The sequence below is a fragment of the Oceanospirillum maris DSM 6286 genome, from assembly GCF_000422865.1.
GTDB lineage: Bacteria > Pseudomonadota > Gammaproteobacteria > Pseudomonadales > Halomonadaceae > Oceanospirillum > Oceanospirillum maris.
In genome coordinates this window covers 155,349-178,463 of the sequence record NZ_AUGW01000012.1, presented here as the reverse complement: position 1 = coordinate 178,463, position 23,115 = coordinate 155,349, and the positions used below count along the sequence as shown (strand labels likewise).

General features: G+C 44.8%; 14 protein-coding genes. 9 read left to right on the top strand and 5 right to left on the bottom strand.

Annotated elements, in window-relative coordinates; all coding sequences use genetic code 11:
• Nucleotides 1-3: 3 nt before the first annotated feature.
• From G517_RS0105535 to G517_RS0105515, 5 genes are read right to left on the bottom strand one after another with little or no spacing between them, the layout of a single operon-like run.
• Nucleotides 4-273, bottom strand: coding sequence for a K+/H+ antiporter subunit F (locus G517_RS0105535; RefSeq protein ID WP_028303587.1), 270 nt, complete (start codon nt 271-273; stop codon nt 4-6).
• Entirely contained in the window at nt 267-770 is a 504-nt protein-coding gene (locus G517_RS0105530; protein WP_036590474.1) for a Na+/H+ antiporter subunit E, read from the bottom strand. The genes G517_RS0105535 and G517_RS0105530 overlap by 7 nt, the downstream gene beginning before the upstream one ends.
• Complete coding sequence (locus G517_RS0105525; protein ID WP_036590471.1) at nt 770-2,275, bottom strand: monovalent cation/H+ antiporter subunit D; 1,506 nt, start codon at nt 2,273-2,275, stop codon at nt 770-772. The genes G517_RS0105530 and G517_RS0105525 overlap by 1 nt, the downstream gene beginning before the upstream one ends.
• Nucleotides 2,275-2,640 (bottom strand): Na+/H+ antiporter subunit C, encoded by a 366-nt coding sequence (locus G517_RS0105520; protein WP_028303584.1) that lies wholly within the window; start codon nt 2,638-2,640, stop codon nt 2,275-2,277. The genes G517_RS0105525 and G517_RS0105520 overlap by 1 nt, the downstream gene beginning before the upstream one ends.
• Nucleotides 2,641-2,642: 2 nt before the next feature.
• Entirely contained in the window at nt 2,643-5,441 is a 2,799-nt protein-coding gene (locus G517_RS0105515; protein ID WP_028303583.1) for a monovalent cation/H+ antiporter subunit A, read from the bottom strand.
• A gap of 363 nt (nt 5,442-5,804) precedes the next feature.
• On the opposite strand from G517_RS0105515, the gene G517_RS0105505 reads away from it, so the two are divergent.
• The 9 genes from G517_RS0105505 to cheD all read left to right on the top strand — a co-directional run bounded on the left by G517_RS0105505 (nt 5,805) and on the right by cheD (nt 23,109).
• Nucleotides 5,805-9,941, top strand: coding sequence for a PAS domain S-box protein (locus tag G517_RS0105505; protein WP_028303582.1), 4,137 nt, complete (start codon nt 5,805-5,807; stop codon nt 9,939-9,941).
• A 137-nt stretch (nt 9,942-10,078) separates the two neighbouring features.
• On the top strand, nt 10,079-13,765 hold the full coding sequence (locus G517_RS19990) for a bifunctional diguanylate cyclase/phosphodiesterase (RefSeq protein ID WP_051206109.1): 3,687 nt from the start codon (nt 10,079-10,081) through the stop codon (nt 13,763-13,765).
• 229 nt (nt 13,766-13,994) lie between these two features.
• On the top strand, nt 13,995-15,197 hold the full coding sequence (locus G517_RS21200) for a methyl-accepting chemotaxis protein (protein WP_051206107.1): 1,203 nt from the start codon (nt 13,995-13,997) through the stop codon (nt 15,195-15,197).
• 22 nt (nt 15,198-15,219) lie between these two features.
• The gene (locus tag G517_RS0105490) at nt 15,220-15,585 is read left to right on the top strand and encodes a response regulator (RefSeq protein WP_028303581.1); all 366 of its coding nucleotides are present in this window, start codon (nt 15,220-15,222) and stop codon (nt 15,583-15,585) included.
• Nucleotides 15,586-15,616: 31 nt separating this feature from the next.
• Nucleotides 15,617-18,250, top strand: coding sequence for a chemotaxis protein CheW (locus tag G517_RS0105485; protein ID WP_028303580.1), 2,634 nt, complete (start codon nt 15,617-15,619; stop codon nt 18,248-18,250).
• 13 nt (nt 18,251-18,263) lie between these two features.
• Complete coding sequence (locus tag G517_RS17900) at nt 18,264-18,776, top strand: chemotaxis protein CheW (RefSeq protein WP_036590467.1); 513 nt, start codon at nt 18,264-18,266, stop codon at nt 18,774-18,776.
• 56 nt (nt 18,777-18,832) lie between these two features.
• A complete protein-coding gene (locus G517_RS21195; protein WP_051206105.1) occupies nt 18,833-21,577 on the top strand; it encodes a methyl-accepting chemotaxis protein in 2,745 nt (914 codons plus the stop codon).
• A 66-nt stretch (nt 21,578-21,643) separates the two neighbouring features.
• On the top strand, nt 21,644-22,477 hold the full coding sequence (locus G517_RS0105470; protein ID WP_211224248.1) for a CheR family methyltransferase: 834 nt from the start codon (nt 21,644-21,646) through the stop codon (nt 22,475-22,477).
• Nucleotides 22,478-22,497: 20 nt separating this feature from the next.
• Nucleotides 22,498-23,109: a chemoreceptor glutamine deamidase CheD gene (gene cheD, locus G517_RS0105465; RefSeq protein ID WP_028303578.1), complete on the top strand. Its 612-nt coding sequence runs from the start codon at nt 22,498-22,500 to the stop codon at nt 23,107-23,109.
• Nucleotides 23,110-23,115: the final 6 nt, after the last annotated feature.

Here is a 23,115-nt window from a genome sequence, read left to right as displayed (position 1 = left end):
TTGCTATTCAATCAAGTCACCACGAAGCAGGTACTTACAAAGAGCGGAAGTACTGACAAAGCCTAGCATGGCGATTAGCAGGGCAGCCTCAAAGTATAAGCCGGTACCTACGTTAATACCGTAGAGGATAATCAGAGCGATACTGTTGATATACATGGTATCCAACGCAAGAATACGATCTTGGATACTCGGCCCTTGAATTAAGCGCCAAAGATTCATAAACAGTGCAACGCAGATTAGAGCCGCAACAATAATAATGGCCCATTTTAGCATCCTAAAATCTCCTTTAACGGCACTTCATAGCGCTCTTTAGCCTCTTTAATCATCTGTTCTGGGTCATCCATGTGTAAGGCGTGAACATAAAGCCATTTACGATCTTCTGATATTTCGGTGCTGACCGTTCCAGGGGTTAGCGATATAGTGCTGGCGAAAAGTGTAACACCAAGATCAGACTTAATATCTAGAGGAATCGCGATAAAGCTTGGATGAATTTTATTCAATGGACCAAGAACGATAAGCGCAACCTCGATATTCGCCACCAGAATATCTTTCATAACAAGAAGGGCATAGCGCAACGCGAGCCATGGCTTTTTGATGGTTGGGTGGCCGTGCTTTAGCATAGACACCAGCTTTGGTATCGCCCATGCAAAAAAGAGGGCTAACAGAATATGACCAAACGCCAGTGTGTTATTCAGCAGGAGCCAAACAATAAACAACAATAAGCTATGAAATGGCATCGGTAAAAAACGAGATTCTTTTGCAGGAAACATCAGTTGCCCCCCGGTAATAGTGCGTCAACGGACTGTGTTAGATCATGCAGTTGGTGCGCAGCTTCTGCGGTGTACTCTGTCACGGCACCACCAAAAATCACAAGCAGTGGTGAGACCACAAGTAGTAATGCGATACCTGCTACCTCAAAGGGGTGTGCTTTTTCTTCGCTAGAGGGTGCATTGGTTACGCGCCAGAATAAGGTCGTGCCTGCTCGGGACAGGGCCACTAGAACCATTAGGCTGCTAACCAGAATAAGCGGCCATATCCAGATAATCTCAGCGGTTGATTCTGCCGCTCGCATAACCAAAACCTTGCCGACAAAGCCTGACAGTGGTGGTAAGCCGATAATAGCTAATGCTGCAATAATAAAGGCAAAGCCGAGCAATCTTGGTTGCGCTATAGCACGAGACTTTACAAAACGATCTTCCGCTTTGCCCCGCTGGCGAGAGATAAGATCTGCAATTAAGAACAGTGCTCCGGTGATTAAGGTGCTGTGTATCATATAGTACAGGGCTGCAGCGGTTGCTCGTTCTGTTTGCAAGGCTGCTGTAATCAAGAGCGTACCTGCAGAGATAATCACTAAGTTAGCGGTCATTAGGCGCAAGGTAGGGCTAGCGAAAACCCCTAGCGTACCAATGGCTAAGGTTCCCATCGCCATCGGCCAAAGCCAAGGTAAGGCAATATCCGCTAGGAAATGTGCTTCTGCGCCAAAGATTAAAGTGTGGATACGGAAAATACTGTAGATACCCACCTTGGTCATAATGGCAAAGAGTGCCGCTACTGGTGCAGAGGCCGACGCATAAGTACGAGGTAGCCAAAAGTGTAAAGGCAGTAATGCCGCTTTTAGCCCAAACACAAGCAGTAATAGCAAACCACCGGCTTTGGCGACAATTGCTTCAGCTTCATCAAGGCTGCGCACTTTAACGGCCATATCGGCAATATTGAGTGTTCCCAATGTGCCGTACAGAATGCCTAAACCAAACAGAAAAAGGCTGGAGCCAATTAAGTTCAGGATGACATAGTGCACTGCGGCCTGAGTTTTTTGTTTACCACCACCGTGTACCAGTAATGCATAGGATGCAATCAGCAGAACCTCAAAAAATACGAACAAGTTGAAGATATCACCGGTCAGAAATGCCCCGTTGATCCCTGTCACTTGAAACATAAACAGAGGGTGGAAATATTGGCCCGCTTTATCCGTCCCTGCGCAGGCGTACAGTAGCGCCCCAGCACAGAGTAGGGTACACAGAAGAACAAGCAGCGTAGAGATACGATCGGCTACCAGTACAATACCAAAAGGCGGTTGCCAGCCCCCTAGTACATACATTTGGGTGCCATTTTGCATGGCGGTCATTAGTAGCATGGCTGCGATAAATAGCTGAGCGGCAATAGACAATAGGGCAAAGGTGCGCTGACGATTTAGCGCATCTTTAAAGGGCGGCAATAACAGTAGTGCGCCGGTAAAAAGTGGTAGAAGAACAGGAAGAATGGCTAAATGCTGCATTATTGGCTCCCTGAACGGCGTTGGAAGGGGGTTTCAGGTACCTCTGGCAGCCGACCGTCAACATGATCGTTACCCAGATCGGCACGGGCGCGCATGGCCAAAATAACCACAAAGGCGGTCATAGCAAAACCGATAACAATCGCGGTGAGCACCAATGCCTGAGGCAGGGGGTCACTGTACTGTTCCGATTGGCCCAGTACTGCCGCTGAATTAAGTTTCAAGCGTCCGCTGGCGAATAAAAACAAATTCACACCATAAGAAAGTAACGTTAAGCCAACAACAACAGGGAAAGTACGGCCCCTTAGTGCTAGAAAGATACCGCAGGCCGTTAACAAGCCTACGCAGAATGCATATATCCCTTCCATAATCAGTTTTGCTCCTTCAGCACAGGACGTTCACTGGTGGTCAATTTACCGAGGTTCGCCAGAATCAGCATGGTCGCCCCTACAACGGTCAAATAAACCCCTAGATCGAATAGCATGGCGCTTGCCAGCTCGAACTCACCAACAAGGGGGAGGTGGAAGTGATCAAACCATGAGGTTAGGAAAGGACGGCCAAAGGCCCAACTCCCTAAACCTGTTAGGGCTGCAATGGTGATACCACTGCCGATCATCAGTTGGTAATCCAGTTTCATACGGGACTTAATCCAAGCAACACCGTGGGCAATATACTGCTGAATAATCGCCACCGACGTAACCAATCCAGCAATAAAACCACCGCCAGGCATATTATGGCCTCGTAAGAAAATATAGGCGGAAACGAGGAGCGCCAATGGCAATAAGCTTTGAGATACCACGGATAACATCAATGGATGACTGTCTTTTGACCACGGACGCCCAGCGTCATCGCTGGCAGGCATATAAAGGCGCATTCGAGCAATCAATTTAAAGATACCAAGAGCTGCAATACCTAGAACTGTAATTTCACCCAAGGTATCAAAGCCACGGAAATCCACTAAAATAACGTTGACCACGTTGGTGCCACCGCCACCTATTTTACTGTTCTCAAGGAAAAAGGCGGAGATGCTCTCAAGAGGACGCGTCATTAAGGCATAACAGATAGTGCCAATTACACCACCGATAATCGCCGCAATAACCAAATCTCGAACGACGCGCAAAGGCGTTGATTCTTTAGGCGTTCGTTGAGGTAGGAAAAACAGCGCTAGCATCAGCAGGATAACGGTGACGACTTCCACGGCTAATTGCGTTAAAGCCAAATCTGGCGCAGAGAACTTAGCAAATATCAGCGAGACTATAAGGCCAACAACCGACAGCGCGACAAGGGCGACCATTCGATCGCGGTTCCAAATCACGGTGGCCAGCGCACCCACGGTGAGCAGAATGGCTCCAGTGATTGATATGGCGTCAATAGGAATCTGAGGGCGATGGCCTTCCGTTGCATTTAGGTCAAGCAAGGGGCCTGCCATCATAACCATGGCTAAGCTCAACATCATATAGCTGTAGCGTTGTAAGGAGCCGTTTTCTGTTAGCTCCATTAGGCGGCTAATTTGACGGTGAATCAGCTGGATAATACCTTCAAAAACCAGTTTAGGGTCATTTTCGGGGAACTGAGACTGGAACTGGAACAGCTCTTTTCGATTGATATAAACAATGGCACCACCGGCTAGGGCGATAAAGCTCATCAACAGTGGGAAGTTAAACCCATGCCAAATAGCCAAGCTGTACTCTGGTACGACTCCTTGTAAGGTTGCAGCTGAGGCAGAATAGAGTAAATCACCAATAAAGAAGGTTGGTGCTATGCCGACGATTAGGCAGAGGCCGACCAAGATTTCAACCGGCACACGCATATAGCGCGGTGGCTCGTGGGGTGTTTTAGGTAAGTTGATGGGCTCACCATTAAAGAATACGTCATGGATAAAACGTAGCGAATAGGCCACAGAAAAGACCGCGCCAATCGTTGCAAAAACAGGAACCATCCAAGAAAGAGAACCCAGTGAATCTTGGTGCAGAGTTTCGGCAAAGAACATCTCTTTGGATAAGAAACCATTGAGCAAAGGAACCCCCGCCATTGCGGCGGCGGCGACCATCGCCAAGGTTGCCGTATAGGGCATATATTTCCAGAGGCCGTTGAGTTGGCGCATATCTCTGGAACCTGATTCATGGTCGATAATACCAGCGGCCATAAACAGAGAAGCTTTAAATGTCGCATGGTTAATGATGTGGAAAAGTGCGGCAACAGCAGCAAGCTCTGTGCCCATGCCCAGTAAAAGGGTGATTAAACCAAGATGGCTAACCGTTGAATAGGCCAGCAGACCTTTTAAATCATGCTTAAATAATGCGACATAAGCACCCAATAGCAGCGTCGCAAGTCCGGTCATACTGACGATTAAGAACCAAAGCTCTGTACCTGATAATACAGGGTACATACGCGCCATTAGAAAGATACCGGCTTTTACCATCGTCGCTGAATGTAAATAAGCGCTGACGGGGGTTGGTGCGGCCATCGCATGGGGTAACCAGAAATGGAAAGGAAACTGTGCCGATTTTGTGAACGCCCCTAACAGCACTAAGACCAGAACAACAGGATAAGAGGCGTGATTTCTAATCAGATCGCCACTAGCAAGGACATCATTGAGACTAAAGCTACCAACAATATTACCAATCAGTAAGACCCCTGCCAGTAAGGCTAGACCTCCAGCCCCTGTAACCGTAAGCGCCATTCTAGCGCCTTTTCGAGCTTCTGATTTATGCCCCCAGAAACTGATCAATAAGAAAGAGCTGATGCTGGTGAGTTCCCAGAACATCCACAGCTGAATCATATTGTCGGATGTCACGATGCCAACCATCGCAAACATAAAAAGAATCAAATAAGCGTAGAACTTACCAATCGAATCTTTTTCAGAGAGGTAATAACGGGCATAAAGTATTACCAACAGCCCAATACCCAAGATCAGCAGGCAGAATAGCAATGCCAAACCGTCAAGTCGAAAAGCAAGATTTAGGCCCATTTCTGGGATCCAAAGGAAGCTTTGGCGGATGGTTTCACCGTCAAACACCTGAGGTGCAAGTTGTAAAACTAAAACCAAAGCAAGGGCAGGTAGGGCTGCAGTTAGGAAGGCGCATGCACTGCGGCTAAACCTAGATGCAAAAAGTGGTACCAGTGTTCCCAGTAGAGGCAACAGCGGTATCCAGATCAAGTCATTCAACAAGGGTAGCTCCTGTTTTGTCCGTCTTGTTATTTAATCAATGGCTGATTTGCTATTGATCAATAGATGTTAACTGCCAGTACATTTGGGGTAGGGGTTGACCGTAATTAATTGATTACGTTCATAAATAATTATTATTTTTAGGATGGGCATAGTGTAGCGTTTTTTTATTGGCACTGCACTTTAGCTTAATGCCATAAATATAAAGCAAGAGCATCAAAAATGGCAGCTTAATACAGTTCTTCATGGGTGGAGATCAACTCTTTTAGTGTATGTTTATGCTTGTTATGATCCCCATAGGCTACAATTTGTTTCACTAAGGCGTTGTTTTTGTAAGTAGATCCATTAAACAAGGATTTCATTTTGCCGAATAGCTCGTTAAATATTCAATGGTCGAAATTTCTCGCATTGCTCGTGGTCTGCATGCTTTTAGTGCTTGCTGCTTTTAGTAGCTATAGCCATCTTCGGTCACTGTATTTTGATCGGGCAGAGGAAAATCTAAAAAGCCAAATGGGTACGCTGCATCAAAGTTTATCGGCTTGGGGGCGCTCTAAGCGTAACTATGCTTTTTCATGGTCGAGACAGCCAGAAATCACGCGGTACACGCAGACTATTTTAGCAAATAAAGCATTATCGCTGAGTAAGCTTAGCCGGTTTGCTCTTGGTGATTACCTTAGGCCTGCCATTTCAGATCCTGAAATTATACATTTTTACCTAGTCGGGCCAGGTAATAATGTTATTGCTAGCGATAACACTCAAGAAATAGGTTTGAAGTCCCATCTTATGGCTATGCCTTACCTTCTTAATCAAGCTTGGGGTGGTATGAGTGTGATTACTTACCCTGTGCGGGTATTTGACCACAAGACGCCGTCAATTTATGTGGCAGCGCCTATAAAAAATGCAACCAGTGATGCTATTGCATTGCTGGTTTTAGAGATTGACCCAACCATTAGCTTTAATGAAGTCTTTAAGAAATTTTCCTTTGCTCAGACTGGAGAAGCATATGCTTTTGATCGAGATGGCTTCCTTCTAACGCCGGGCCGAGATTGGGCGTTAACCGCGCTAAAGCAACGATCAATATACAGTGATGTGTTTTTTTCAAAAAATCTTGCGCCCGATGACGCTGCATCTAAAAATGCTCTTGACCGTGCCTTGGAAAAAACAGAGCAAAGAACTCAAGAAAAAGAGCCAAAAAGAACACGTTTAGCGGCTAAAATTGGCGATGAAACTTCTGGTATTTATGTTCATGAGCAGTTTGTCGGCCATGATGGGCATATAAAAATAGGCGCTTGGGTTTGGGATTCGCAGTTTCATATGGGATTGGCCATTGAGCAATCTGCAGATGAGGGGCTCAAGCTTCTTCTAAAAATGCAGTGGGTATTTTTAAGCTTTATTGCTTTAGTGCTTATTATTAGCTTGGGCTTTTTCTTTATTCTATCGTATTGGGCTGTGATACGCGGTAGAAAAGAAGCTCTGGCACGACAGGCATTAGTGCAAGAATTAGAAGCGCTCCATGAGAGTAATACACTGGAAATGGCTGACCGAGAAGCGAAGCACCGAGCGATTATTGATACGGCTTGGGATGCTATTTTTACAGTAGACAGCTTCGGGATTATTCAATCAGGCAACCCTGCAACATCAAGAATATTTGGCTGCACTCAGCATAAGCTGATAGGGCATCTTCTGGAGGATTCTATCTGGCTGGAAAGCCGTGATAAATTTTCTGCTCATTATCTGGCTCAGGCGGTAGGGCAAACCGTGGAGGCAATGGGGATTCGGCGAGATCATAGTACTTTTCCCGTGGCCGTTTCGATCGGTGAAACCCAGACTAGTCAAGCTACGTTTTACACCGTGATTGTGCGGGATATTAGTCGCCAAAAAGCATCAGAAGACTCTCTTTTACGCGCTCAAAGACGGTTGGAAATGAGTCAATCGTTTGCCTATATCGGGACTTGGGAGTGGGATGTGCTTCGTGATTCTATTACGGCGACAGAGATGGCCTTAAAGCTTAATGACTTAGAATGTTCGGAGTCTCGTATCAGCTTAGGTGTTTTCTTCAGTAGGATTTTTCCCGCGGATCGAACACTTCTCAGTCAAGAGATTAATAAGGCGATTGTGTCTCAAAAACCTTTTTCTATCGAGTGTCGTATACAGCGCGGGACAGAAACATTAGCCGCAATGACAGCAATCGAATGGTTGCTGGTTCAAGGAACACCCTTGGTCGAAACAGGCAGCGTGACACGGGTTATTGGGCATATTCAGCAAATTACCAAAAGTAAGGCCAGTGAACAGGCCCTAGAGAAAGCACGAAATATGCTGCGCTTGGTGTTGGATACGATTCCAACGGGTGTGTACTGGAAAAACACAGATCTAAAAATTGCCGGTGTGAATAAAAGATACTGTGAAGACATTGGGCTAATGGCAAGTGATATTATCGGTAAAACAGAAGGGGATATTTACGAGAATAAAAAACAAGCCATGCTGGTTGAATGCCTGGATCGCACTGTTGTAGAGACCGGTATCGCCCGTAATAATGATAATGGTTGTTATTATATGAACGATGGCAGTTTGCGCCATATTGAGATTAGCCGGTTGCCGATCCATGATGAGCAAGGCAATACGCTGGGTATGTTAGGGGTTTACTCCGATATTAGTGAACGACTTGAAACACAGCAGACCCTTCAGCAGCATCACCGATTACTGGCTTCTATCTACACCGCCCAGCTTCGTTATTTTGCCGGAGACAGCCGACAGCAGATTTTTGCCACTTTACTTGATGAAGTTTTGAGCCTGACAAAAAGTGAATACGGTTTTATTGGGCAAGTGTTGTATAAGCTGGACGGCTCCCCCTATCTTAAAATGTATTGCGTGAATGATCTCAATGTAAAGCAGCCTTCTGAGGCAACAGATGACTTAGATGCAGAGGCCAGTTTGGAACTCTATGATTTAGATATCCTGTTTGATCATGTATTAACCACCCATGAGCTGGTGATTCGACATCATCCCCATGCCAGAAGCTGTCCAAGTGATCTTCTAGAAAGTAACTCTATCGGCAACAGCCAGGATTGGCCGAAAGAACATCCTGTTATGGCGGGTATGAACTGTTTTATGGGTATCCCTTTGCTAAAAGGCAATGAACTGGTTGGTATGATCGGTATTGCGCATGGGAAAGAGCGATATGAGCCAAGCATCGCAACGTTTTTACAACCGATGTTTACAACTTGCTCCAACTTGATGGCAGCCTTGGAGAGTGATGCCAAAATTATTGCGACGCAGAAGCAGTTATTATTGGCGAAGAACTCAGCAGAACAAGCGAATCGAGCCAAAACTGAATTTTTATCACGGGTAAGCCATGAGCTAAGAACGCCCATGAATGCAATTCTTGGCTTTGCGGACCTGCTTTCAGAGACGGTTCAAGGCGAGGAGCCAGAGAGCTTTCTTAGCGAAATTGAGAAGGCTGGCGGCCATCTTATGAGCTTAATTAATGAAGTATTAGATCTGGAGCGGATTGAGTCAGGGAGAATTGAGCTACAGTTGGAGCATTTGCACCTTAATCGACTGATTGATGAGTGTTATTCGGTCACGGCTCAATTGGCCGCGCAGCAGAAAGTGAGTCTTGCCGTTTCTCCTGGTAATGAAGAAGAGGTCTATGTTCTGGCAGACTCGGCGCGGCTAAGACAAATATTGCTTAACCTTATTTCTAATGGAATAAAATACAACAGACCCCAAGGCCAAGTGCTGATTAGCGTACATACTACCGATGATGCGCGGGTTTGTATTACCGTTGAAGATACGGGCGTTGGTCTGACAAAAACAGAGCAAGAGCACTTGTTTGAATCCTTTAACCGGCTGCATGCGGAAAGCTCAGAGATTGAAGGCACCGGGATGGGTTTGGTTATTACTCGTCATTTGGTTGAATTAATGGCCGGAGTGCTAATGGTTGAGAGTGATAAAGGCATTGGCAGTCGGTTTATCGTATCTTTACCTTTAGAGGGTATGTCTAAAGGCGTATCTAAAGAAGGGACTAAGGTTAGTGCTGGCGCTAATGCTAACGGCTCAAGGGTTAATTGTTTAGGGCCTAGTGGTGCAAGCTTTAGCAGTGCAGACCCAGATGAGCGTACACTGAGAGCGTTAATTGCTAGCCCTCATTCATGTGTTAGTGAATGTTGTCCTGAACTGGAAACGCAATTGATTAACTATGATGTTGAACTTTCAAGTAGTGGTATTGAATTTTTAGAGTCTTGTTTACAAAAAGAATATGAGCTACTTATTTATGATGTTGCGCTCACGGATTTTTCTGCAGAAGAGTTGCTGGGTTATTTACTGGATGCTCAGCTTATAAATACCACCCCATTGCTTTTTGTTTCCGACTCTCTAAAGCTTGATCTTCCTGCTGACATTGTGTTGGGCGAAGGGGGGTACAGAGGTGTGCAGTTGCATCGTCTTGGTAACCCTGCAAAAGGTGTGTTGCAGCGACTAATCTCTGGTGAAGGCCAGTAGAATTATTTCCTGTAGAAGTGTGGGGGCTTTCTAAGTTTCTTAGAACAAAATAAAACAACTTAACCTTTGATTTTTCAGGGTTTTTGCATTATTAAGTGGTGTCCATTCATTGTTTGATTCAAATATAAGGCGTTATAGTGAATAGTCGAGCCTATCTATTAAATTGGCTTGCTGCAGTCGTAGCCATCTTTACGGTTATCGGTGGTGCCATTTATGTGGAAGAGTCTTTCTTAGAGCAAGTCCGACAAAACCGGGCGCTTGAGACACGTGCGCGCTTATCAGAAATTGGTGTTCGGATAGAAAGTGTTATCGAGTCGAACATTGTCAGTATGCAGGGTCTGGCGGCTTACCTCTCACTTGATGAAAATATCTCACAAAAAGATTTTGTAGCAACAGCTCATCTTTTTTTAAGCAACAATCCACTTATTGATACGGTGTATCGTATTTCTGGTGAGCATCAATACACCCATTACTATCCTGAATCTCTGAGTCTTGATGCTTTAAACCGTTCGGCTCAAAACAGCCCGGTCGGCGCTGATACTCAAATATTTCGTATGGCCAGTAAAGCGGTGGCGGCTGGTGAGGTATTTATTTCTGCGCCTCTGGCAATGGCTGAGGACCTTGACAAGGTCTATATTGGATTGCCTTTGCAGCAGGGATCGCAGCTTGAACCGCAGCCGAGCCAACAACAAGCAGCCTTATTACTTTTTCCTATGTCACTTCGTTTGTTATATGAGTCGTCAGGTTTGCTACGGCTCGATAGTGAAATAGATATAGCGGTGCGTGAGATACGTAATGATAGGCCTGGGTCTGTTTTTTTCGGCGAGGCCTCGCTGTTCAGCGTTTCTGATATGACTTATACGCTCTCATTGCCAGGTGCTGAATGGCAAATTGTAGCGCTAAATAATAGAGATACCTTTGTTGAGCGCTCGTCCCGTGCTTGGATCAAGCTAGCGGCAGGTTTTTTAATCGGCGTTATTTTTCTTGTGTTATGGCTGCGTATAAAAGAGTTACGTTCCTTAGGCTTGATCGAGAAGCAGCAGGTCATGCTTGACCAAGCCCAGCGTGTTGGCCGAATCGGCAACTGGTCTTGGCATGTTGTCAAAGGTGATATTTTTTGGTCTGACGAAGCGTATCGCCTTTTTGGTTTAGCAAAGGGTGATCCTGCCTTGGGTAAGGATTATTTAGATCTGGTCTACGCAGATGACCGGCCTTCTGTTAAAGACGCCTTAGATGATGCGATGGCTCGGGGAGGGCGTTATCAAGCGGACTTTAGGGTTGTTCGGTCTGCGTTTGATCAGCGATGGATTCATTCAGAGGGGTTTGTTGAGTTAAATACGGATCGCAAACCTGTACGTGTCTTCGGTACATTTCAAGATGTGACGGCTAGCCGAAAAATTGAACGTGAGTTAAAGCAGCGTGAGGCGCAGTTAAGTGCCATTACCGACGCGGCCCAAAGTCTAATTATGATTACGCGTGTGGCTGATGGCGTGGTGAAATTTTGTAACCCTTCATCATTACGCTTGCTTGGTATTCCGCCGGAGGAGTTGATCGGGCGCTCAATTATTGAGCTTTACCCAAACCCTGACGATCGCAAACACCTTCTTGAACAGGTTGATCGCGACCAATTCCTAAGCAACTATAAACTGAAACTCTGCCGTGTGGATACTGACGAGCCTGTTGTCTTTCTGATTGGGCTGCAGAGAGTGCAGTTTCAGGGCGATGACTGCTTTGTTGTCGATATGGTCGATATTAGTACGATGTTGGACGCACAGGCTGCATTGGCAGATAGTGAAGAAAAATTCCGGTTATTTGCGGAAAATGTTCCTGGGATTTTTTGGCTATCAGACCCCGATGGACATCCTGTTGAATTTTTAAGTCATGGCTATGATCGCATTACAGGACGCTCATCAGAAGATGTCTTAACGGGGCGAAGCAGTCTTTTTTCTGCGGTTGTACCTGAGGACTTAGCCTTAATTGAAGAACATATTTTTGAAGTGTCAAAGCAGCCGGTCAAATTAGAGTTCCGTATCCAGCGCCCTGATGGTGAAATACGTTGGTTGCGCAATTTATCCTTTGTGACCTACGACAAGCTTGGCCGAGTGAAAAATATCGCAGGTTTTGGGGAGGATATAACGGATGCTTACTTGAGTAATCAGCGGTTAAAATTGGCTGCATCGGTATTTGAGAATACGGCTGAAGCGATCGTTGTCACCAATACTCGCAATAGAATTGTTTCGGTTAATGATGCCTTCAGTCGAATCACAGGCTATAAGTCAGAAGAGGTTATCGGTGAGACGCCTGCGCTTCTTAGTTCTGGCAAGCAAAGCGCTGAGTTTTATGCCCAAATGTGGGAAGGACTTAATGAAAGAGGGCGCTGGCAGGGTGAGGTTTGGAATCGGAAGAAAAACGGTGAACTTTATGTTGAGTGGCTATCAATAACCGCACTAAGAAACCGTTTTAACGAGCTTGAAAATTACGTGGCGGTTTTCTCTGATATTACAGATCGTAAAGAGAAAGAGGAGTTGATTCGTTATCAAGCGAATTACGATGCGCTTACGGCGCTGCCAAACCGCGTATTGTTCAATGACCGGCTGACTCAGGCCATTAATTCCTGTAATCGCTACTCAAAAGATCGTGGCGCTTTGATGTTTATCGATCTTGATCACTTCAAAGAAGTCAATGATACCTTAGGACATGAGGCTGGTGATCATCTGCTGAAAGAAGTGGCGCAAAGACTGAAAAAATATACCCGTGAAGCAGATACCGTTGCACGACTCGGTGGTGATGAGTTTACGGTTATGATTCCTGCTATCCATTCTATTGAGCATGTGGGTAAGGTCGCTGAAAAAATTATTGAGGCGCTATCAAAGACCTTTCTACTTCATGGTAATGCGGCACACATCTCTGCCAGTATCGGTGTCACTATTTTCCCCGATGACGGTGATGAGTTGACTCGGATTTTACAAAATGCAGACCAAGCGATGTATGCGGCTAAATCTGCTGGTCGACGTACTTATCGTTTCTTTACACCTGAAATGCAGCATGAAGCGGAGCGACGTCAGTCATTGCAAAATGACTTACGTATCGCACTGATAAGGCATGAATTCGAAGTTCATTATCAGCCTATCGTTGATCATCAAGGCAAGGCCGTAAAGGTTGAAGCACTCGTGCGTTGGAATCATCCCGAGCAGGGGCGTATTTCTCCGGATCAATTTATCCCCTTAGCAGAAGAGACTGGGCTGATTATTACCTTAGGGGGATGGGTTTTTGAGCAAGCTGTGCGTGATATCGCAAAAATCCATAAGCAATACCCTGACTTAGGGGTTGCCATCAACTTGTCCTCTAAGCAAATAGGCACGGATTCCCCCCATACTGAACACTTTATTGATATTTTGCAGCAATATGACCTGCCTTCTAGTCATGTGACTTTAGAAGTGACTGAATCTCTATTTCTTGACCCCAGTGGTGATTCCGTAACCAAACTGAAGAATCTCCGGCATCAAGGGTTTGGTGTGGCGATTGATGATTTCGGTACGGGCTATTCTTCATTGAGTTATTTAAAACAGTTACCGCTGACAACCATTAAAATCGATAAGAGCTTTGTCTCTGATCTTGATAAAGATTTTGGTGATAAAATCTTGGTTGATGCGATTCTGTCAATTGCAGAGAGTATGCAACTTAGCGTAATTGCGGAAGGTGTTGAAACTCAAGCGCAGGCTGACTACCTTATTGGTAAAGGTGCGCAAATGCAGCAGGGTTGGCTTTATGGACGCCCAATGCCATTTGATGCCTTAAATGATTGGTTAAAAGGAAATAAATGACTGTTTGAACAGATAGATGCCGAAAAGAAAGTGACGAGTAAGGCTTTTTTATTAACTTTATTCGCGTATATTTACGCTATGCTTAAAAAAGTGCTGCATTTTCAATGGGAAACTCGTTTTTTGATGCAATATGTAGCCTCTTTTAGGTCGAGCTTATGCCTTTATCTCGCCTTTTTATAGTAAATTAAGCCCCGTAGATCATGCTGTGTTTTAGTTACAGGAGTTTTGGATGAATCGTGCTACAAACCCCGGGGCGGTTTCTGTCTCAGTGATGTCATTGGTTAGTGGTTTTTTTGTTTCGAGTTTAATTTGGGTTCTAGGCCGTTACCTAACGTTGAACGATAACCTTGTTTTTTCAGCCGCTATAATTGTTTTTGCTGCTATCGTTTATTTTTCTAATAAAGTAACAGCCAATAGTGATGATGATAACGCAAACGCTGATCTATTATTTGCTCGGCAAACGGCTGAGACTTTTAATGCATTTTCTACCGGGCTTTCCCAAGAGCTTAAAGAGTCCCGAGAAGAGATCGTTCAAGTTAAAACACTGCTTAATGATGCGATTGGCCAGCTCATTGGTAATTTCACTCAAGTGCATCAGAAAACACAAGAACAGCAGGCATTAACCGATAGAATTGCGCAGCATATGTCGGCGGGTGAAAATGTGGACTCCATTTTTTCTGGCTTTATTCACGACACAACAGAAACCTTTGAAATCTTTATGGATAACGCCGTGCAAGCCAGTAAGTTTGCCATGGGGCTCGTTGAAATCATGGATGATATGGCGAGCAAGATAGGCGGAATTGTTAAGCTTCTTGACGAGATTGATGAAATCGCCAATCAAACGAACCTTTTAGCCTTGAATGCTGCCATTGAAGCTGCTCGTGCAGGGGAAGCCGGTAGAGGGTTTGCCGTGGTCGCCGATGAGGTACGTTCATTGTCTCAGAAAACGGCGCATTTTAGTGATCAAATTCGCTCATTAATGACAAATTTACACAGCTCTTTTTCCAATGCGGATACTTCAATTCAGAAAATATCATCTGTTGATATGGGCTTTGCGAGTGAGTCAAAGCGACGAATTGAACAGGTCCTAGAGCAGCTAGAGTGTATTAATCATGAGTCATCAGAAGCGCTGTCATCGCAAAGCGTGCTCGCTGCTGAAGTATCAGAGAATATCAATCAAGCGACAACAGGCTTGCAGTTCCAAGATATGACAAGCCAATTATTGGATCATACGGATAGTCGATTAGATGCTATTCACGTGTTAATGGATGAACTCTCCCATTTGACCAAAGATGATAGCGGGCGTTCTTCTTGCGAAATTCTTCAGCATATCAGAGAAAAATTGCAGGAAGCCCGTTCAAAGATAGATAGCATGAAACATAGTCCAGTTTCCCATGGCAACATGGATTCTGGTGATATTGAACTCTTTTAAAAATTAGGTGGTGGATGAATTTATGGCCAAAAAAATTCTGACGGTAGACGACGCAGCCTCAATTCGTCAGATGGTGGCTTTCACCCTCAAAGGCGCAGGGTATGAAGTTGTCGAAGCAGTCGATGGGCAAGACGGTTTAAATAAAGCTAAGTCGGGCCAGTTTGATCTTGTTTTAACAGACCAAAATATGCCAAAGATGGACGGTCTTACGCTGATTAAGTCTTTGCGGGCGCTACCACAATACAGCCGTACTCCCATTCTCATGTTAACCACAGAATCCAGTGATGATATGAAAACAAAGGGGCGAGCAGCAAGAGCAACAGGCTGGTTAGTTAAGCCCTTTGATCCTGCTAAGCTTTTAGAAGTTGTGAAAAAAGTACTGGGTTAACCTCTAAAGCTATGAAAGCGGATGGTATCTAATGTCGTTTGATTTAAGCCAGTTCAACCAGCTCTTTTTCGAAGAGACTGCCGAGCATCTGACAACGATGGAAAGTTTGATGCTCAATATGGATGTTCAGAATCCTGATATGGATGATATGAACGCTGTATTTCGTGCGGCTCACTCAATAAAAGGGAATAGCGGTACATTTGGCTTTAACGACATGACCGCCGTAACCCATGAGCTTGAAACCTTGCTTGATTTAGTGCGCAAGGGGGAGACTGCATTAACGGATGCGATGGTTGATGTGACGCTTCAAGCAGGTGATGTTTTAGGTGGGATGCTTGCAGCCCACCAAAACGAAGAAGAACCGGATACAGAGCTTGCTGATGCAGTGATTAAAGAGTTAAATCGTCAGTTAGAGCTCGCGCAAAACAGCAATGCTGGCGCCGTTGTGCCTGACTCTATCGCTTCTAGATCGATGATCCTTGAACCTGAATCTAATTCGGCTGTATTTGGTTCGCCAGCGTCTGATCCAGGCGCTATTAACTCAGAAGCGATTGATTCAACAGCACTGAGCTCTGTTGAGTTAGAGACGTTTGCCCCAGACTATACGCCCTCAGAAACGCCCCTAACACAGTCTTATATTGTACGTTTCCCCGCGCCAGGTGACGAGCTTGATATGCTCTTTGATTCTTTAAAAGAGCTGGGTGATTTAACGATTATTGATGCACCGTCTGAAAACTCTCAAGATTGGTTATTCTCGATACAAACAGATTCAAGTAAAGAAGACTTAAAAGATTTGATCACCTTTATGGTGCCAGAAGAGTCTTTATCGATTGACGAGGAATTATCGGCCCGGGATGGTAGTTTTGGCTTCTTTGAAGCCGTTGGCACCGAAAGTATAGAAGATGAACTAGGCTATGGATTTTTTGATGACTTAGATAATTTTGCGGGCGATACCGAAGAATCATCCGATGATGATCTGGGTTATGGTTTCTTTGATCTACCTGAGGATGAGCTTGCTGACCCTAGTGTAGAATGTGCAGATAGCGACGCTATCTCGAGGGAAGCTTTGCCGGCCTCTCTTTCGTCTGAAATGCCTGTCGAGGCGCCAGATCTAGGTTATGGCTTTTTTGACGATGAAGATGACTTATCAGGTCCCACGGTAGAGTCTATCGATAGCATTGGCGATGGCGGCGAGGGTGTAGGGAAAGGCAAACACAAGGAAGAAAATCTTAACGCGCCGGAAGGACAAACAGAATTTGATGGTTATGGCTTTTTTGAACCGGTTAAAGATTCAGGTCAGCACAATAACTCAGCCACGACCCAAGAGTCTAAGTCGTCTGCTGTTGCTGGTAGCGCTGTTCGAGACAAGCCTGTTAACGCTAAAAAGACGAATATCAGAGCTGCCAAAGCAGAGTCTAAGGCTCTGCCTCAATCAAAAGGGGCGTCACCTGCGGTCAAGAATAATGCGACGGAGTCTTCCATTCGCGTTAGCGTGGAAAAAGTTGATCAACTGATCAATCAAGTGGGTGAGTTAGTGATTACTCAAGCGATGCTGGCTCAAATGGCCTCTGAGGTTGATCCCATTCTGCATGAGAAGATGGCTAACGGGCTAGCTCAGCTAGAACGTAATACCCGTGATTTACAAGACTCTGTCATGTCGATACGGATGATGCCGATTAGCATTGTGTTTAGCCGTTTCCCTAGGGTTGTTCGTGATCTTGCCGGAAAACTGGACAAAAAAGTGAAGCTTGAAATGCTGGGCGAGAATACTGAGCTTGATCGCAGTATGATCGAAAAGCTGACCGATCCTCTTACTCACCTTATTCGTAATAGCCTTGATCATGGCGTTGAATCTCCAGCAGAACGCATCGCTGCAGGTAAAGAGGCTACAGGTACGATTCTTCTTAGGGCCTCCCATCAAGGTGGCAATATTGTCGTTGAAGTTCAAGATGATGGTGCGGGCTTGAACCGTGAGCGGATTTTATCTAAGGCGCAAGAAAAAGGGCTTCCAGTAACAGAGACCATGCCGGACGCTGATGTTTGGCAATTGATCTTTGCTCCTGGTTTTTCGACTGCTGCGGAAGTTACTGATGTGTCTGGCCGTGGTGTCGGCATGGATGTAGTTAAGAGAAACATTACATCCTTAGGCGGACGACTTGAAATTGAATCGGTGGAGGGCATCGGTAGTCGTATTAGCATTCGATTGCCATTAACCCTTGCTATCCTCGATGGCCTTCAGATTGCTCTTGGTGACGAAATTTATATTATTCCCCTGACCAGTATTATTGGCTCCATGCAGCCTGACCCTGCAGATATTAAGACAGTTTCAGGGGAAGGTGCCGTTATTTTCGTTAGAGATGAATACCTGCCTATTATTAAGTTAGGTGAGTTACTTAATATGCCGGCTGCGTTTGATGATTATCAGCAGGGTATTATGATTATTCTTGAATCTAATGGTAAACGAGTGGGTCTCTTTGTGGACGACTTAGTTGGGCAGTCGCAAGTGGTTATTAAGAGTTTAGAAGCGAATTATCGCAAAGTTGATGGTGTGTCAGGTGCTACCATTCTAGGAACAGGCCGAGTGGCGCTTATTCTTGATGTTTCAGAGTTAATTGGCATGCATAAAAAGCGCACTAAGAAACAGCCAAATAGCATACTGGCGTAAGGGGTTAAGAAGAATGTCAGAACGAATTGTAGAGAGTCAGGATAATACTGAATACGGTCGATTACTTGGCCAAGAATATCTGACCTTCTCTTTGGGCGAAGAACACTACGCTGTCGATATCCTCAAAGTGCAGGAAATTCGCGGCTACGGCGCTGTCACTAAAATTGCTAACGCTCCGTTATTTATCAAGGGAGTGATCAATCTTCGTGGTGTCATTGTGCCGATTATTGATCTGCGTATTAAGTTCAACCTTGGTGAAGCAAGTTACAACGAATTCACGATTGTTATTGTTCTTAACTTAGAAGATCGGGTTGTGGGCATGGTTGTTGACGGTGTTTCTGACGTTGTTAGCTTAGCTGGCGAGCAGATCAAAAATCCCCCTGATTTTTCAGCTAATTTTGATTCTGAATATATTCTAGGTTTGGCTACGGTTGATGATCATATGTTGATTATTGCAGATATTGAAAAGTTGATGTCTAGCGATGAAATGGCACTTATTGATAAAACGCGTACAGACGCGATTTAAAAAAATAAACAAACGATTTGTGATTTAAAGATGCAGGTTCAGTTGGAGAACGGGCAATGAGTACAAAAACATCGATACGGTCAAAACTGCTCAGTGTAGCCTTTGCTACCGGTGGTTTGACAGCTGCCGGCGCTTTGGTAACCTTCTTAGGCGATAGCCCTAATACATTGTATTGGGCGATAGCATTAGAAGCGGCGGCAATAGTCGTGCTTTTTGCCGGTGCGCGTACGGTTATGGCACAGGTAGAACAACCGGTTCATCAGCTTATGGCGCTGGCGAAACATTTTTCAGAGGGCAAGCCTGCGCACTCAGAACCTGTTATCGACAATGAGATTGGTGCGATTATTCGCGTTCTTGTCGATGCTCAGGAGGAACTCGGTAAAAAACGTCAGAAAGAGCTGCGTCAGTTTGATCAAATGGCGCGTATTAAACGTGGTCTTGATGTTGTAAATACCAACGTAATGATTGCAGATACAGATCTGAATATCATCTACGTTAATGCCTCTATCCAACGCATGTTAAGAGAGCGCGAGCCTGATCTTCAGAAAACCTTGCCACACTTTGAAGCTACAAACTTAGTGGGCAAAAATATCGATATTTTCCACCGAAACCCGAGCTATCAGCGCAAATTGCTAACAGGCCTAGCAGGTGCCCATAAGGCGCGTATTAATGTTGGTGAAAGTGCCTTTAGCTTAGTGGTTCATCCTATATCCAGCAATGGTGAGCGTAACGGTTATATTGTTGAGTGGCAGGATCTAACCGATAGCTTGCTGCAGGAAGCGGCAGAAGCTGAAATTAAAGAGAAGCAAGAACTGCTCCATGAAGAGACCCAGCGCATTCGCAAGGGGCTTGATGTTGTTAATACCAATGTAATGATCTCTGATGCCGATCTCAATATTCTGTATATGAATGAATCGATTCTCAAAATGCTTGAGTATAACGAATCGGAAATACAGAAAGATCTGCCGCATTTCGATGCTGGAAATCTGATTGGACAGAATATTGATGTCTTCCATAAAAAGCCTGATATGCAGCGCCATATCCTTACGCATCTTAATACGACCCATAGCACCAATCTGAAAATCGGTGATAGCACTTTTAATCTCGAAGTTAATCCTATTGGTTCCCCGGATAACCGTATTGGTTTTGTGGTTGAATGGCGTGATATGACGGAAATTCTCCGTCGCGAGGCTGAAACACAGGCGGCTAATGAGAAACAGCGTGCGCTGTCCGAGATTAATCACCGTATTCGTAACGCTCTAGATAACGTCTCCAGTAATGTGATGATGGCTGACAACGATCTGGATATTATCTATGTCAATGATGCGCTGCGTCGAATGTTCCGTGAATCAGAAGCGCTGATTCAACAAGAGCTGCCAAAGTTTGCTGTAGACACCTTGATCGGCACTAATATTGACGTCTTCCACAAAGACCCTGCGCACCAACGACATTTGCTGGCGGCGCTAGAAAACCCGTGCCATACCCGAATTTCTATTGCGGGCCGTTACTTTGCCTTCATCGCGAACCCCATTTTTAACGAGAATGGTGAGCGCCTTGGTACGGTTGTTGAGTGGTCTGATACGACGAATGAAACCCATGCTCAAGCGGAAATTGCCGATATTGTTGAAGGAGCTTCGCGAGGGGACTTCAACCGTCGAATTAATGCTGAAGGTAAAGAAGGCTTTTTCCGTGAACTTGCGGATGGCATGAACAACTTGATGGAAACAACATCCGAGGGCTTATCTGAGGTGGCGCGAGTACTTAGCGCTATGTCTAAGGGGGATTTGACCGAGCGTATCGATAAAGATTTTGACGGCATGTTCGGGCAGCTTAAAAATGATGCTAATGCGACCGTTGATCAAATTTCTGAAATTGTGACTCAGATAAAAGAAGCGTCTGACGCGATTAACACTGCTGCTAGTGAGATCTCTGCTGGTAATAATGATCTTTCCCAGCGTACGGAAGAGCAAGCCTCAAGCCTTGAGGAAACCGCAGCGTCAATGGAAGAACTCACGTCAACCGTTCAGCAGAATGCGGAGAACGCTTCCCAAGCGAATAATCTCGCTCAAGGTGCTAGTCGTATTGCTCAAAAAGGCGGCGATGTGGTTAGCCAAGTGGTCAGCACGATGCGCACGATTAGTGATAACTCTAAGCAAGTGGAAGAGATTATCAGTGTTATTGATAGCATTGCCTTCCAGACCAATATTTTGGCTCTAAATGCGGCGGTTGAAGCGGCAAGGGCAGGTGAACAAGGCCGTGGGTTTGCCGTGGTTGCTACGGAAGTTCGCAATCTTGCGAAAAGAAGTGCAGGGGCTGCTAAAGAGATTAAAGAGCTGATTGTTACTTCGGTTGATACGGTTGAGGAAGGCTCTAAACTGGTCGATGATGCAGGGTCAACAATGAAAGATATTGTTGACGCGATCAGCCAGGTCACCAGTATTATGACGGAGATCTCTGCGGCATCGGTTGAACAGCGCTCTGGTATTGAGCAAGTGAACTCGGCGATTACTCAGATTGATGAAGTGACCCAGCAGAACGCGGCTCTGGTTGAAGAAGCCGCAGCCGCAGCAGAATCAACAGAGGAGCAGGCTCGCTCCTTGGTTAATTCTGTTAGCTTATTCAAACTTAGTGATGAAGGACATTATGATTCACAGGCAATACCCTTACTACCTTCTGCCCCAGTTGCAGCATATAAGGGGGAAGCCATTAAAAGTCCTGTGAGCTTAAAGTCTTCTAAGAGTAAAGAATTTGCTAAACCTATAGCTAAGCCCAGTGTTGATGATGATTGGGAAGAGTTCTAAGCACCCTCTCATTCTAAGGAACGGACAATAGGCTACCTTTGGTGGCCTATTTTTTAGGAAATGAATATGCAAACGGGTCGACCTGATCGCGAATTCCACTTCACGGATGATAATTTTAAAACCATTAAAAGCCTAATTTATGAATGTGCCGGTATCAATCTTGCTGATACGAAGCGTGACATGGTTTATAGCCGTTTGTCTCGTCGGTTACGGGCTAATAATTTAAGAACCTTTCAACAGTACCTTGAGTTGATTAATGATGCGGATAGCTTCGAGTATCAAGAGTTTGTTAATTCATTGACGACTAACCTCACCTCATTTTTTCGTGAATCCCATCACTTTGATATTTTGAAAGAATATTTTGCCAACCACCCGAGCAAAAGAAGCTTTCGTATCTGGTGTTGTGCCGCATCGACAGGGGAAGAGCCTTATTCTATTGCGATGTCTGCGGTTGAGTATTTTGAACGGTTTGATGCCCCCGTTGAGATTTTTGCTTCTGATTTAGATACTAAAGTACTCGAAAAAGCTCAAAGAGGGATCTATTCTTCTGATAGAGTAGAAAGACTTCAGGAACAAAGGCTTAAGACCTTCTTTTTTCGTGGTAAGGGTGATAACTCTGGTTTAGTTAAAGTAAAATCAGAATTAAAAGATTTGATATACTTCTTTAACTTGAATTTATTAAGTGACTCTTGGCCCTTTGATCAGTCATTTGACATTATTTTTTGTCGCAATGTGATGATTTATTTTGATAAGCCAACACAGTACAAAGTACTAAAGAAATTTGCGCCTTACTTAAAAAACGATGGCTTGTTATTTGCGGGGCACTCAGAAAGTTTTACCCATGCTACTGATATTTTTAAATTACGTAAGCACACGGTTTATGAGAAAGCACAGTCCTAGTAAGAAACGGTGGTATAGGCATGGAAATATTGCATGAAGCGTCGCAGCCTAAAATTTATTTCGACAGAATGTTTAACTGTCAGGTTGCAAAAATTTTACCTGGTGAGTTTTACGTCACGTTCGCAGATATGGCCATTAGTACTGTTCTAGGTTCCTGTGTTTCGGCTTGTATTCGAGATAAAAAGCTTAATATTGGTGGTATGAATCACTTTATGCTGCCTGGTAATTCCGATATTTTTAACCCGTTAAGCGCCTCCGCTCGTTACGGTAGCTACGCGATGGAAATATTGATTAATGAAATATTGAAACGTGGAGCAAGCCGAGAAAACTTAGAAGCTAAGATCTTTGGCGGCGGTAATGTTGTCGAGTCAATGACAACAAGCAACGTAGGTAAACGCAATGCTCAATTTGTTATTGATTACTTAGGTTTTGAATCGATACCCATCACGGCTCAGGATCTGTTGGATACCTGCCCACGAAAAGTGGTGTTTTTCCCTGCAACAGGTAAAGTGCTTATGAAGCGTCTTCGTAGTGCTGGTATTGATCGTGAGATTCTCGATATAGAGAATAAATACAGTAAAACACTTGGTCAGACACCTTTATCCAGTGACATTGAACTGTTTGACGAGTGATTGTCG

Excerpts from the sequence above, each read along its gene's own strand:
- G517_RS0105525 (WP_036590471.1), bottom strand. The coding sequence starts at position 2,275 with ATGCAGCATTTAGCCATTCTTCCTGTTCTTCTACCACTTTTTACCGGC.
- cheD (WP_028303578.1), top strand. The coding sequence starts at position 22,498 with ATGGAAATATTGCATGAAGCGTCGCAGCCTAAAATTTATTTCGACAGA.
- G517_RS17900 (WP_036590467.1), top strand. The coding sequence starts at position 18,264 with ATGTCAGAACGAATTGTAGAGAGTCAGGATAATACTGAATACGGTCGA.
- G517_RS0105485 (WP_028303580.1), top strand. The coding sequence starts at position 15,617 with ATGTCGTTTGATTTAAGCCAGTTCAACCAGCTCTTTTTCGAAGAGACT.
- G517_RS0105470 (WP_211224248.1), top strand. The coding sequence starts at position 21,644 with ATGCAAACGGGTCGACCTGATCGCGAATTCCACTTCACGGATGATAAT.
- G517_RS0105520 (WP_028303584.1), bottom strand. The coding sequence starts at position 2,640 with ATGGAAGGGATATATGCATTCTGCGTAGGCTTGTTAACGGCCTGCGGT.
- G517_RS0105490 (WP_028303581.1), top strand. The coding sequence starts at position 15,220 with ATGGCCAAAAAAATTCTGACGGTAGACGACGCAGCCTCAATTCGTCAG.
- G517_RS21200 (WP_051206107.1), top strand. The coding sequence starts at position 13,995 with ATGAATCGTGCTACAAACCCCGGGGCGGTTTCTGTCTCAGTGATGTCA.
- G517_RS0105535 (WP_028303587.1), bottom strand. The coding sequence starts at position 273 with ATGCTAAAATGGGCCATTATTATTGTTGCGGCTCTAATCTGCGTTGCA.
- G517_RS0105530 (WP_036590474.1), bottom strand. The coding sequence starts at position 770 with ATGTTTCCTGCAAAAGAATCTCGTTTTTTACCGATGCCATTTCATAGC.
- G517_RS21195 (WP_051206105.1), top strand. The coding sequence starts at position 18,833 with ATGAGTACAAAAACATCGATACGGTCAAAACTGCTCAGTGTAGCCTTT.